A 13023-nucleotide genomic window follows, 5' to 3' on the forward strand; every position below is an offset into this window, starting at 1 on the left:
ACCCGAGTCGACCATGAGCAGAGCCAGGCCGTGAGGATGTGAAGGGGCGGGCGGCCACGAGGGGTGGCCACGAGGGGGTGGTCAGGAGGTGGGGAGGTGGCGCAGGCTGCGGACCTTTCGCCACAGGTCGGCGTCGCAGCGGCCGGCGTGGTCGGCGAAAGCGGCCGAGTTGAGTCGGATCGGCTCGGTGAGGCTGAGGTAGCTGTCGTGCTCCGCGCCCGGGTCCCAGTCCCGGGTGGGAATCCGCACGTGGTCGTCTCGGTCGCTCTTGTCCTGGCTGGTGATCTTCAGGACGTCGGCGCCCCGGGAGTCGGCGCGCAGCACCAGGCACGGGCGCACCTTCGACCCGCTGCCGTCGGCGTACGGCACGTCGGCCCACCAGATCTCGCCGGGCGCGGGGGCGTCGCCGTGTCGGTCGGTGCCGCGCGAGCGGGGCTTGGTGGACGGCCGTTCGGCGCCACGGGGCCGTGGTGGGGTGGAACGACGGCCACCGGTGCCGCCCCGCCCCGGCCGGGTGCCCGGACGCCGGTTGGCCACCCGGTGCCGCCAACTGTTCCACGCCCAGCCAGCGGCCACGGCCAGCAGGATCGCCACCGCCCAGAGCAGTGCCTCGGGCATCCGTACCTCCGTGTCGCGGCGACCCGCCGGTCGCACCGTCCGGCGATCCTTGCACGCCGCCACCGGTGCCGCGCGCCAACCACACCGCCGCCGCGGTCCGTGCCGCCCGCCAACCACACCGCCGCCGCGGTCCGTGCCGCTCGCCAACCACACCGCCGCCGCGGTCCGTGCCGCCCGCCAACCACGCCGCCGCCGCCCCACACCGCCGCCGCCCCACGGCCGCGCTGCACCACCGCCCCACCGCACGCGCACCTCGACGCCGCCATGCCCGGTGGCACTCGGCCGTCACCTTGATCACGTGATGGTGGGTAGCTGGATCGGCCCGTCGATGGCTCCTGCGCATCACGTGATCACCGGATCCGGCTGAGGGCGGGGTCGCTTCGGGCGCGGGTGGGCGGCGGATTGTCCCACCGGCCCGATACGGTGCCGGAGTAGCGTGATCAGGGAGGTCGCAGGCGTGTCCGAAGGTGGCGGTGTGTCCGAGGAACAGATCGGTCAGCAGGTCAGCCCGGCGCAGGAGGCGGCGGCCGGGGCTGAGCCGACGCCGCAGGCCCGGGAACGGCATGCCGCGCTCAGTCAGGAGTTGACCGAGCACCAGTACCGCTACTACGTGCTGGACGCGCCGACCATCCCCGACGCCGACTTCGACAGGCAGTTGCGCGAGCTGGAGGCACTGGAGGAGGAGTTTCCGGCGCTGCGGACTCCCGACTCGCCGACCCAGCGGGTGGGTGGCACCTTCTCCACCGACTTCACACCGGTCACCCACGCCGAACGGATGCTGTCGCTCGACAACGCCTTCGCCGACGAGGAGTTGGCGGCCTGGGCCGAGCGGGTCGAACGGGACGCGGGCGGCCCGGTGCCCTACCTGTGCGAGCTGAAGGTCGACGGGCTGGCGATCAACCTGACCTACGAGAACGGCCGGCTGGTCCGGGCCGCCACCCGAGGCGACGGGCGTACCGGTGAGGACGTCACGGCAAACGTGCGCAGCATCCGGGACGTGCCCGGCCAGCTCGTCGCGTCCGCCGAATTCCCGGATGTCCCCGAGTTGGTGGAGGTCCGAGGCGAGATCTACTTCCCGATCGCCGCGTTCGCCGATCTCAACGCGGGTCTGGTGGAGCAGGGCAAGGCGCCCTTCGCCAACCCCCGCAACGCCGCCGCCGGCAGCCTGCGACAGAAGGATCCACGGGTCACCGCCACCCGGCCGCTGCGCCTGGTGGTGCATGGCATCGGCGCCCGCCGCGGGTTCCAGCCCACGGCGCAGTCCGAGTCGTACGCGGCACTCAAGTCCTGGGGGTTGCCGACCAGCGACCGGTGGCGGGTCGTCCCGGACCTGGCCGGCGTGGCGGAGTTCATCGCCTACTACGCCGAGCACCGGCACGACGTCGAGCACGAGATCGACGGCGTGGTGGTCAAGGTCGATCCGGTCTCCATCCAGGGCCGGCTCGGGTCGACCAGTCGTGCCCCCCGCTGGGCGATCGCCTTCAAGTACCCGCCGGAGGAGGTCACCACCAAGCTGCTCGACATCGACGTCAACGTGGGGCGCACCGGCCGGGTCACCCCGTTCGCCGTGCTCGAGCCGGTGCGCGTGGCCGGGTCCACAGTCGCGCTCGCCACGCTGCACAACGCCCGCGAGGTGGAGCGCAAGGGGGTGCTGATCGGCGACACGGTGGTGCTGCGCAAGGCCGGAGACGTGATCCCCGAGGTGCTCGGCCCGGTCGTCGATCTGCGGCCCGCCGACGCCCGGCCGTTCGTCATGCCGACCAGTTGCCCGGCCTGCGGCACCCCGCTCGCGCCGTCGAAGGAGGGCGACGTGGACATCCGTTGCCCCAACACCCGCAGTTGCCCGGCGCAGTTGCGGGAGCGGGTGTTCCACCTCGCCGGCCGGGGTGGCTTCGACATCGAGGTGCTCGGCTACAAGGGTGCCGCCGCCCTGCTCGACGCGGAGATCATCAGCGACGAGGGCGACCTGTTCCAGCTCGACGCCGAGCAGCTGTCCCGGTCGCCGTTCTTCGTCAACAAGGACGGCACCCTGGGCAGCAACGCCACCAAGTTGCTGGACAATCTCGCGGTCGCCCGGGAACGGGACCTGTGGCGGGTGCTGGTGGCGCTCTCCATCCGGCACGTCGGCCCGACCGCGGCCCAGGCGCTCGCCCGGCACTTCCGCTCGATGGACGCCATCGATGCTGCCACCGAGGAGGAACTGTCCTCCGTCGACGGGGTCGGGCCGACCATCGCTGCCAGCATCCGCGAGTGGTTCGCTGTGGACTGGCACCGCGAGGTGGTCCGCAAGTGGGCCGAGGCCGGCGTACGGATGGCCGAGGAGGCGGTCGACGAGGGGCCGCGCCCGTTGGAGGGGTTGACGGTGGTGGTGACCGGCACGCTCGCCAGTTATTCGCGCGACCAGGCCGCCGAGGCCGTGCAGAGCCGGGGCGGCAAGGTCAGCGGGTCGGTCTCCAAGAAGACGAGCTTCGTGGTGGTGGGGGACAATCCCGGGTCAAAGGCCGACAAGGCCGCCAGTCTCAAGGTGCCGGTGCTCGACGAGGACGGGTTCCGCCTCCTGCTGGACGCCGGCCCGGACGCCGCCCGGGAGGTCGCCCAGATCGGCGGCTGACCCCGACGACAGCTCCCGCGCGGCTGGCCGCGTATACCAACTTAATTACGACTACGACCGATTCGTGACTGTCATACCGGGAAATTGGGGGCCGAGGGCGTTTCATTGGGTCACGGCGCGCGCACCGGCACGCCGATGGTCGGTCGGGAGGTGTGGTGGAGGTCGCCGACCCACGCAACTCGCTTCCTGCGGGACGGGTCGCACCGTTCGCCGCCTTCGTCGCCGGCATCCTGGCGGTCGCCGCGCTGACCGCCGCCGTTCCACTCGCGCGGCTCCCCGGCGAGTTGTCCCAGTTGCCGGTGGCGTTCTGGACGATGGCCGCGCTCGCAGTGGTCTGCGACGCGCGCCCGTTCGTGCCACCGGGGCGCCGGCAGACGTCGGCGGTGTTCCCGTCCACCTGCTTCACCTTCGCGATCCTGCTCGGCTGGGGTCTCGGCCCGGCGGTGGTGGTGCAGGCGGTCGGTGTCGTCGTCTCGGGTTGGCGGATGCGGCACGCCGCGTGGCGCACGGCGTTCAACGTCGGCCAGTACGCGTGTGCCCTCGCCGCCGCGTACGGGGTCATCCAGCTCGGCTCGGGCACCATCTTCTCCGGTGGGCGGTTGCACTGGACCGACGTGGCCGCTGTCGGCGGTGCCGCGCTGGCCTGGTTCGTCGTCAACTACGGGCTGGTGAGCTGGGCGGTGCGGCTGCGTTTCGGGGATCGCTGGTGGCCGACCGTCCGCCAGGGCCTCGGCTTCGAGTTGCTCTCCACCGGCTCGCTGCTGCTGCTCGCCCCGGTGCTGGTCGCGGCGGCGCGGGTCAGCGCCGCGCTGATCCCGCTGGTGCTGGTGCCGCTCTTCGCCGTCTACCGGATGGCGCGGCTGACGAACGAACAGCAGCACCTCGCCGCCGCCGACCCGCTGACCGGGCTGCCCAACCGCAAGGCCCTGCTGACCGAGGTGGCCGAGCAGGTGCACCTGCACGCCGAGCGGACCGCCCGCGGTGAGCCCGACGGGCAGCTCGCGCTCCTACTGATCGACCTGGACCGTTTCAAGAATGTCAACGACGCCCTCGGGCACGCCGTGGGCGACCGGCTGCTGGTCGAGGTCAGCGCCCGGCTCACCGACATGCAGCCCCGACCACAGATGATCGCCCGGCTGGGTGGTGACGAGTTCGCCATCGTGATGACCGGGTTGGCCGACGTCGGTCAGGCGCGGGAGTTGGCCGACCGGGTGGTCGAGGCGCTGGCCGAGCCGGTGCCGCTCGACGGGTTGCCGTTGGACGTGGGCGGGTCGATCGGGATCGCCCTCTTCCCAGAGCACGGCGAGGACTTCGCCACCCTGATGCGCCACGCCGACGTGGCGATGTACGACGCCAAGCACCGCAACGACACGGTGGCCGTGTACGCCCCGGAGTCCGACCACAACTCCGCCGAGCGACTCGGCCTCCTCGCCGACCTGCGCCGCGTGCTGGAGACCAGCCCCTCGGTCGAGGGGCCGTTAGACGCCGACGCCGAGTCGGCAGTTCAGGGCGAGGGTGCGGAGCCGGACGGGAACGGCCGGCACGGCGTGCCGAGCGACGCCGAGCGGACTGCCGACGTACCCCTTGTGGCGTCGGCGGAGGTGCGCGGCGGTGACGGGGCGGCGCTGCCCACCGGCGCCCCGGCCGAGGGTGCGCTGCCCACAGCGGCGTCGGACCGGTCCGCGCCAGCGGCGGACCCGGCGTCGGCGGTCGCCACAGCACGGCCGGGAGCTGCCCGGTGGTGGGCACGCCGTCGGAGCACCGACGCCGAGCTGGTGCACTCCGATGAACTGATCAACCGGATCGCCACCGGAGCCGACCCGATCCGGGGCCGCAACGCTCGTGCCACTGTCGCCGGCACCCGTTCCGGCCCGGCCCGGGAGCGGCGCGCCGGTGGCGTGATCGGTCGGCGGTCCCCGAACGGGAGCGCGGTAGGCAAGGGGCGCAACGGGGCTCGTCGGGATGTCGGGCCGGGTACGCCTGGGCAGCCACTCGAATCGACCGGGTGGGCGCACGCGGACGACGAGCCGGCCGACGACGCCGGGGAAATCACCATGTACTACCAGCCGCAGATCGCCATCGCGACCGGCGAGGTGGTCGGTGTCGAGGCCCTGCTGCGGTGGCGGCACCCCCGGCGGGGCATGGTCGACCCGGAGGAACTGATCCGGGTCGCCGAGCAGAGCGCCGTGATGCGACTGCTCACCCGTCGTGTCGTCGACGACGTGGTGGAGCAGCTCGCCAAGTGGTCGGCGGCCGGCATCGGCCTGCGCGCGGCGCTGAACGTGAGCGTGCGCGACCTGCACACCGGCGAGATCGCCGACCAGATCGCCGACCGGTTGGCCCGCTACGGGGTGCCGGCCGAGCGGCTTCAGGTCGAGATCACCGAGGGCGCGTTGATGGCCGACCCGCGTCGGGTGCTGGCCACCATCTCCCGACTGCACCGGATCGGGGTGGCCATCGCGCTGGACGACTTCGGCACCGGCTACTCCTCGCTCCAGCACCTGCGCCGCCTGCCGCTGTCCGAGGTGAAGGTGGACCGGTCGTTCGTCCTCGGCATGGCCGACGACGCCGACGACGCGGCCATCGTCCGGTCGATGATCGAGCTGGCCGGCGCGCTGGGGCTGCGGGTGGTGGCCGAGGGTGTGGAGGACGAGCGGACCTGGCGGATGCTGCACGCCGCCGGCTGCGACGCCGCTCAGGGCTGGTTCTACGCCCGGCCGATGCCGGCCGAGGAGTTGGTCACCTGGCTGGCCCGGTACCGGCCGGTCCGCCCGACCGGAGGGCTCCCACAGCCGGATGTCGCTCGCCGCCCCACCCGCTGACCCGGCACGAGGGCCGCCGGAGGGGGAGTCGGAGACGCGGCAGCGGAGCGGAACAATAGACTCGCTCCGGTCACCGCGTGTCACGCTCCACCTGTCGCGCGGCCGGCACACCGCCCGACCAGCAGGAATTCAGAAGGGGGCACGGATGGCCGCCATCTCCCGCGAGGAGGTCGCGCACCTGGCGCGCCTGTCGCGGCTCGCCGTCACCGAGGAGGAGCTGGACACGTTCGCCGGCCAGCTCGACGTGATCCTCCAGGCGGTCGCCCAGGTCGGCGAGGTCGCCGCCGCGGACATCCCGCCGACCTCGCACTCGGTGCCGCTGACGAACATCTTCCGCGAGGACGTCGTCACGCCGTGCCTGACCCCGGAGGAAGCGCTGTCGGGCGCGCCCGACGCCGAGGACCAGCGGTTCCGCGTACCGCGGATCCTGACCGAGGATGTGGCCTCATGAGCGAGCTGACCGGCAATAGCGATTTGACCAGAATGACCGCGACGGAGATCGCGAGCCTGGTCGCCGGGGGCGAGACCTCGGCCGTCGAGGTGACCCAGGCGCACCTGGACCGGATCGCCGCTGTCGACGACCGGGTGCACGCCTTCCTGCACGTCGACACCGAGGGCGCGCTCGCCGCGGCTCGCGCGGTGGACGAGCGCCGGGCCGCCGGCGAGGAGCTGGGCCCGCTCGCGGGTGTGCCGGTCGCGGTCAAGGACGTTCTCGCCACCCGGGGCGTACCGACCACCGTGGGGTCGAAGATCCTGGAGGGCTGGCGCCCGCCGTACGACGCGACGATCGTGCAGCGGCTGCGGGAGGCCGGCACTGTGATGCTCGGCAAGACCAACATGGACGAGTTCGCCATGGGCTCCTCCACCGAGTACTCGGCGTACGGCCCGACGCACAACCCGTGGGACCTGAGCCGGATCCCCGGTGGTTCGGGTGGTGGCAGCGCCGCCGCGCTGGCCGCGTACGAGGCGCCGCTGGCGATCGGCTCGGACACCGGCGGCTCGATCCGCCAGCCCGGCGCGGTCACCGGCACCGTGGGTGCCAAGCCCACCTACGGCGGCACCTCCCGTTACGGGCTGGTGGCCTTCTCCTCGTCGCTCGACACCCCCGGCCCGTGTGCCCGTACGGTGCTCGACGCGGCCCTGCTGCACCAGGTGATCGGCGGGCACGACCCGCGCGACTCCACCTCGATCCCGCAGCCGGTGCCGGACGTGGTGGCGGCGGCGAAACTCGGAGCTACCGGTGATCTGACCGGTGTGCGGCTCGGCATCGTGAGCGAGTTCGTGGGCGAGGGTGCCGAGCCGGGCGTGATGGCCGCGTTCCGTGAGTCGGTGGACGCGCTGACCAAGATGGGCGCCGAGGTCGTCGAGGTGTCCTGCCCGACGTTCGCGTACGCCCTGCCGGCGTACTACCTGATCGCCCCGAGCGAGTGCTCCTCCAACCTGGCCCGGTTCGACGGCGTCCGGTTCGGCCTGCGGGTCGGCGACGACGGCAACCGGTCGCTGGAGGAGGTCATGTCGCTGACCCGGGAGGCCGGCTTCGGCCCGGAGGTCAAGCGCCGCATCATGATCGGCACGTACGCGCTGTCGTCGGGTTACTACGACGCGTACTACGGGCAGGCGCAGAAGGTTCGGACGCTGATCACCCGGGACTTCACCGCCGCGTTCGAGCGGGTCGACGCGCTGATCTCGCCGACCACTCCGTCGGTGGCGTTCCCGATGGGCGCGCGGACCGCCGACCCGTACCAGATGTACCTGGCCGACCTGTACACGATCCCGACGAACCTGTACGGCGGGCCGGGCATCTCGGTGCCCTGTGGGCTCTCCGAGGGGCTGCCGGTCGGCCTTCAGGTGATGGCCCCGACGATGGCCGACGACCGGATGTACCGGGTCGCCGCCGCGTTGGAGTCCGCCGTCGGCACGTTCACCCCGCCGGCGCTCTAGAACGGAATTCACCGCATCGGCGTCGAGGGGCTTGCCCCTCGGCGCCGATCGCGCATCTGGCGGGTTGGGCGTCGATCAGGGCTGGGTCGGCGGCCCGGCGAGGTAGCGGCGGGCCTCTCGCAGACCACGCCAGCGCCACCAGGCGGCACCTCCCCAGAGCAGGATCAGCAGTGCGGCCAGCACGCGTCCGAACGGGCGGACCGGGCTCACCAGGGGCCCCACCTGGGTGAGAAGACCTCCCACGAACAGCAGCAGCAGCCAGCGTTGACTGACCCGGGTTCGAGCCTCCTTGCGAGCGAGCGCGTCCAGACGAGGGTCGTCGGTGGACCCGTCGCGTAGCGTCTGCGCGATCCGCCGTCGGGTCGCCGGGTCGGCACCGGCCGTCTGCGGCATCCGCCTCATCAGCCGGCGGCCGAAGGCGAGGGCGACGACCGCGCCGACCAGCGGCGGGATCAGCATCCACGCGAACGTCACGAGCAGGTCATCGGACTTCACGGTGCCGCGGCCGACAAATGCTGCGGTGCCCAGCACGGCGAAGAGGACCACTACCAACGCGGCGACAACGTACGTGCTCCGGGGGCGCTGCCGGCCCCGGTTCTCCGGAACCTGCGCCGCGGCCCTGTCTTCCTTCGCCACCTGCTTCTCAGCGGCGACGCTCTCCTCGGTGGTCACGGCCGCCCCTGATTCCGACGCCGCCGGTTCACCAGGTGCACGCCGGCGTACGCGATCGCCACCGCCGCCACCCCGGGCAGCACCATGCCGATCACCAAATCGGCGGCCGTGTCCGGGTTCCGGTCCTCCCCGGCGGCGAACCAACTGATCAGCGTCACCACGACGGCCACCGCCCACACCGCGACCACCCCGACGAGCACCGGTCGGGCCTGCGCTCCTGACTCTCTCCCCGTATCCGTCATTGTCGTTCCGTACCCCGCTGTCGGTGACGCCACGCGTGCCGGACGAAACCCGGCCGAGGATTGATCGGGCAACCCCATTAGGCTGGACAGGTTCTGTCCCGGATCGCGCCTGGAGCGTCTCATGACCACGACACTGCCCGCGTACGACGAGGTCGTTGCACGCTTCGAACCGGTGATCGGCCTGGAGACCCACGTCGAGCTGGGCACGAACACCAAGATGTTCTGCGGCTGCCCGACCGACTTCGGCGGCGAGCCGAACACCCGGGTCTGCCCGGTGTGCCTGGGCCTGCCCGGTTCGCTGCCGGTGGCCAACAAGGCGGCCATCGAGGCGATCATCCGGATCGGCCTGGCGTTGAACTGCTCGATCGCCGAGTGGTGCCGGTTCGCCCGGAAGAACTACTTCTACCCGGACATGCCGAAGAACTTCCAGATCAGCCAGTACGACGAGCCGATCTGCGTCGACGGTTACCTGGACGTCGAGGTGGGCGGCGAGACGGTGCGGATCGAGATCGAGCGGGTGCACCTCGAGGAGGACACCGGCAAGACGCTGCACGTCGGCGGTGCCACCGGCCGCATCCACGGCGCGACGGAGTCGCTCGTCGACTACAACCGGGCCGGCATCCCACTGGTCGAGATCGTCACGAAGCCGATCACGGGCACCGGCGCGCTCGCCCCCGACGTGGCCAAGGCGTACGTCGCCGAGCTGCGCGACGTGATCCGCACCCTCGGCGTGTCCGACGTGCGGATGGAGGAGGGTTCGCTGCGCTGCGACGTGAACACCTCGCTCAACCTGCCGGGCGCGGAGTGGGGCACCCGTACCGAGACGAAGAACGTCAACTCGCTGCGGTCGGTGGAGCGGGCGGTCCGCTCGGAGATGCTGCGGCAGGCGTCGGTGTTGGACGCGGGCGGCCGGATCACGCAGGAGACGCGGCACTTCCACGAGGACACCGGTGACACCACCCCGGGTCGCTCGAAGGAGACGGCCACCGACTACCGGTACTTCCCGGAGCCGGATCTGGTGCCGATCGCCCCGGACCCGGCCTGGGTCGCCGAGCTGAAGGCCGCCCTGCCGGAGCTGCCGCGGGTGCACCGGCGTCGGCTCCAGGAGCAGTGGGGCCTCTCCGACCTGGACATGCAGTCGGTGCTGAACGCCGGCGCGGTCGAGCTGATCGAGGCCACGGTGGCCGCCGGCACCACCCCGGCCGCGGCCCGCAAGTGGTGGCTGGGTGAGCTGTCCCGCCGGGCCAACGAGAGCGGCGTGGAGCTGGCCGAGATCGGTGCCACCCCCGCCCAGGTCGCCGAGCTTCAGGGTCTGGTCGACGCCGGCAAGCTCAACGACAAGATGGCCCGCACGGTGCTGGAGGGCGTGGTCGACGGTGAGGGCTCGCCCACCGAGATCATGACCAGCCGGGGCCTGGAGGTCGTGTCGGACACCGGCGCGCTCACCGCCGCCGTGGACGAGGCGATCGCCGCGAACCCCGGCATCGCCGACAAGATCCGCAGCGGCAAGGTCGCGGCGGTCGGTGCTCTGGTCGGCGCGGTTATGAAGACCACCCGTGGTCAGGCCGACGCCAAGACCCTGCGTGAGCTGATCCTGGAGCGCCTCGGCGTTCAGGGCTGAGACCAACCCGAAGAAGGCCGCTGCCGCGACCCGGCGGCGGCCTTCCGCCACCCCCTGCCGACTACGCGGCCACCCCGCACCCCTCGCGAGGGCGTCAACGGCGACGCCTGGATGGAGCCACCGTGACCAAGCACGACCTCGATGTCCTCGACGAGATCCAGCGGCGGGTGCTCTGGCTCGCCACCCGGATCGTGGACGCCGCCAACCATGATCGGTCCACCGGCGACGGCGTGAAGGTCGGCGGCCACCAGGCGTCCAGTGCCTCCCTGGTCACGGCGATGACAGCGCTCTGGTTCGCGCACCTGGACGCCGAGGACCGGGTCGCCGTGAAGCCGCACGCGTCCCCGGTGTTCCACGCCATCCAGTACCTGCTCGGCAACCTGGACCGCTCCTACCTGCCCCGGCTGCGGGCCCGTGGCGGCCTCCAGTCGTACCCGTCGCGCACCAAGGACCCCGACGATGTGGACTTCTCCACCGGTTCGGTCGGCCTGGGCGCGGCGGCGCCGCTCTTCGCCGCCGCCACCCGGCGGTACGTCGACGCGCACTTCGGGGCCCGCCCGCACTCCCGGTTCGTGGCGTTGATCGGCGACGCCGAGCTGGACGAGGGCAACATCTGGGAGGCGGTGGCCGACCCGGCGACCACCGGGCTGGGCAACGTCATGTGGCTCGTCGACTTCAACCGCCAGTCGCTGGACCGGGTGGTCCCCGGCATTCGGATCAACCAGTGGCGGGGCCAGTTCGAGGCGGCCGGCTGGCACGTCGTGGAGGTCAAGTACGGCCGTCGGCTCGCCGAGGCGTACGCCCGGCCGGGCGGCGAGGCGTTGCGCGACTGGATCGACGCGATGCCGAACGAGCAGTACCAGTCGCTGTTCGGGCTGGTCGGGCCGGCGCTGCGCAAGCAGTTCCTGGACGGCGCTCCGGCCGGCATCGCCGAGCTGATCGCCGACGTCTCCGACGATGAGCTGGGCCCGCTCGTCACCGACCTGGGCGGGCACGACCTTCAGGCGATGCTTGACGCGTACGCCCAGTGCGACGCGGTCACCGACCGGCCCAGCGTCGTCTTCGCGTACACCGTCAAGGGTTGGGGGTTGCCCATCGCCGGCAATCCGCGCAACCATTCCGCGCTGCTCAGCTCCGAGCAGGTCGACACGCTGCGCGCCGCGCAGGGGTTGACCGCCGAGACCGAGTGGGACCGCCTCGACCCGGCGTCACCCGCCGGCATCCAGGCCGGCGCCCGCCGGGAGGCGCTGTCCCGCGCGCCGCGCGAGCGTGCGCTGGGGGTCACCGTCCCGGAAAGCACTGGAGTACGCGCCAACAAGCCGATCTCCACCCAGGAGGTCTTCGGTCGGGTGCTGGTGGACCTGGCGCGGGACCGGGAGGTGGGCCGCTACCTGGTCACCACCGCCCCGGACGTGGCCACCTCCACCAACCTCGCCGGGTTCATCAACAAGACCGGGGTGTTCGCCCCCACTGAGCAGCGTTCCTGGACCGAGGACCGGATGCTGCGCTGGACGGAGAGCCCCGCCGGGCAGCACATCGAGCTGGGCATCTCGGAGATGAACCTGTTCCTGCTGCTCGGCCAGCTCGGGTTGTCCTGGGACCTGTCCGGTCAGCCGCTGCTGCCGGTGGGCACTGTCTACGACCCGTTCGTGCTGCGCGGCCTCGACGCGTTCCTGTACGGCACCTACTCCGGCTCCCGGTTCGTGGTGGCCGGCACCCCGTCCGGCATCACCCTCGCCCCGGAGGGTGGCGCTCACCAGTCCACTATCACCGCGTCGGTCGGCCTGGAGCTGCCCGGTGTGACCTTCATCGAGCCGGCGTACGCGGCCACCCTCGACTGGCTGCTCTGCGACGCGCTCGGTCAGATCGCCGGTGGTTCGGCCCCGGCGGCGACCGCCGCACCCGCCGAGGACGGCGCGTACTACTTCCGGTTGAGCACCCGACCGCTGGACCAGGCGCCGTTCGAGGCGGCCCGGGCCCGGCTCGGTGACGCGGTGCTGCGCCGGCAGGTCGTCGCCGGGGCGTACCGGCTGGTCGACGCGCACCAGGCGTACCCGCACCTGGTCGACGCCCCGGTGGTGCAGTTGGCCGCCTCCGGCGCGGTGCTGCCCGAGGTGCTGGCCGCAGCGGCGGAGTTGGCCGACGAGGGCATCGCCGCGCACGTGGTGGACGTGACGAGTCTCGACCGGCTCTACCGGGCCTGGCAGCGCACCCTGCGCCAGGGCGTACGGACGGCCACGGTGCCCAGCGTGCCGGGCGCGCTGCGGTCCGCGTTCGCCGATCGGGTGCCGGTGGTGAGTGTGCACGACGCCGCGTCGCACGCGATGGCCTGGCTCGGCTCGGCGGTCGGCGCGCCGGCGGTGCCGCTCGGTGTGGACGAGTTCGGCCAGTCCGGCAGCGTCGCCGAGCTGTACGAACTGCACGACCTGCTGCCCGGCAGCATCGTCAACGCCGCACTGGCCGCCATCGCCCTGCGGTGACCCGCCGGTCCGCTGG

At 72.2% G+C, this 13023-nt stretch carries 9 protein-coding genes; 6 read left to right on the forward strand and 3 right to left on the reverse strand.

The features are described from left to right. Positions 1-81: 81 nt before the first annotated feature. Positions 82-618: a type II toxin-antitoxin system PemK/MazF family toxin gene (locus AB0C20_RS03640; RefSeq protein WP_357190797.1), complete on the reverse strand. Its 537-nt coding sequence runs from the start codon at positions 616-618 to the stop codon at positions 82-84. A gap of 475 nt (positions 619-1093) precedes the next feature. Here AB0C20_RS03640 and ligA point away from each other — a divergent pair, with 475 nt between their 5' ends. The 4 genes from ligA to gatA all read left to right on the forward strand — a co-directional run bounded on the left by ligA (position 1094) and on the right by gatA (position 7992). Next, positions 1094-3229, forward strand: coding sequence for an NAD-dependent DNA ligase LigA (gene ligA, locus AB0C20_RS03645; protein ID WP_357567236.1), 2136 nt, complete (start codon positions 1094-1096; stop codon positions 3227-3229). Between the two features lie 155 nt (positions 3230-3384). Then, positions 3385-6051: an EAL domain-containing protein gene (locus tag AB0C20_RS03650; protein WP_357190793.1), complete on the forward strand. Its 2667-nt coding sequence runs from the start codon at positions 3385-3387 to the stop codon at positions 6049-6051. A 145-nt stretch (positions 6052-6196) separates the two neighbouring features. Continuing rightward, positions 6197-6502, forward strand: coding sequence for an Asp-tRNA(Asn)/Glu-tRNA(Gln) amidotransferase subunit GatC (gatC, locus tag AB0C20_RS03655; protein ID WP_091393256.1), 306 nt, complete (start codon positions 6197-6199; stop codon positions 6500-6502). Further along, positions 6499-7992 (forward strand): Asp-tRNA(Asn)/Glu-tRNA(Gln) amidotransferase subunit GatA, encoded by a 1494-nt coding sequence (gatA, locus tag AB0C20_RS03660; RefSeq protein ID WP_238684688.1) that lies wholly within the window; start codon positions 6499-6501, stop codon positions 7990-7992. Before gatC ends, gatA begins: the two co-directional genes overlap by 4 nt. Before the next feature lie 75 nt (positions 7993-8067). Here the strand turns inward: gatA and AB0C20_RS03665 are convergent, their stop codons facing one another. Next, positions 8068-8664 (reverse strand): hypothetical protein, encoded by a 597-nt coding sequence (locus tag AB0C20_RS03665; protein WP_357567237.1) that lies wholly within the window; start codon positions 8662-8664, stop codon positions 8068-8070. Beyond that, positions 8661-8906: a hypothetical protein gene (locus tag AB0C20_RS03670; RefSeq protein WP_357567238.1), complete on the reverse strand. Its 246-nt coding sequence runs from the start codon at positions 8904-8906 to the stop codon at positions 8661-8663. Before AB0C20_RS03670 ends, AB0C20_RS03665 begins: the two co-directional genes overlap by 4 nt. Positions 8907-9027: 121 nt before the next feature. Here AB0C20_RS03670 and gatB point away from each other — a divergent pair, with 121 nt between their 5' ends. Then, on the forward strand, positions 9028-10527 hold the full coding sequence (gene gatB, locus AB0C20_RS03675) for an Asp-tRNA(Asn)/Glu-tRNA(Gln) amidotransferase subunit GatB (RefSeq protein ID WP_238670992.1): 1500 nt from the start codon (positions 9028-9030) through the stop codon (positions 10525-10527). Positions 10528-10649: 122 nt separating this feature from the next. Next, complete coding sequence (locus AB0C20_RS03680; protein WP_357190784.1) at positions 10650-13007, forward strand: pyruvate dehydrogenase; 2358 nt, start codon at positions 10650-10652, stop codon at positions 13005-13007. The last annotated feature ends 16 nt before the right edge of the window (positions 13008-13023 follow it).

Origin of the sequence: Micromonospora sp. NPDC048843, from assembly GCF_040649965.1 — a bacterium.
Taxonomy (GTDB): Bacteria; Actinomycetota; Actinomycetes; order Mycobacteriales; family Micromonosporaceae; genus Micromonospora; species Micromonospora hortensis.

What these genes read in the sequence shown, in the direction of transcription:
- gatC (WP_091393256.1), top strand. Translation starts at nt 6,197, where the DNA reads ATGGCCGCCATCTCCCGCGAGGAGGTCGCGCACCTGGCGCGCCTGTCG.
- gatA (WP_238684688.1), top strand. Translation starts at nt 6,499, where the DNA reads ATGAGCGAGCTGACCGGCAATAGCGATTTGACCAGAATGACCGCGACG.
- gatB (WP_238670992.1), top strand. Translation starts at nt 9,028, where the DNA reads ATGACCACGACACTGCCCGCGTACGACGAGGTCGTTGCACGCTTCGAA.
- AB0C20_RS03670 (WP_357567238.1), bottom strand. Translation starts at nt 8,906, where the DNA reads ATGACGGATACGGGGAGAGAGTCAGGAGCGCAGGCCCGACCGGTGCTC.
- AB0C20_RS03640 (WP_357190797.1), bottom strand. Translation starts at nt 618, where the DNA reads ATGCCCGAGGCACTGCTCTGGGCGGTGGCGATCCTGCTGGCCGTGGCC.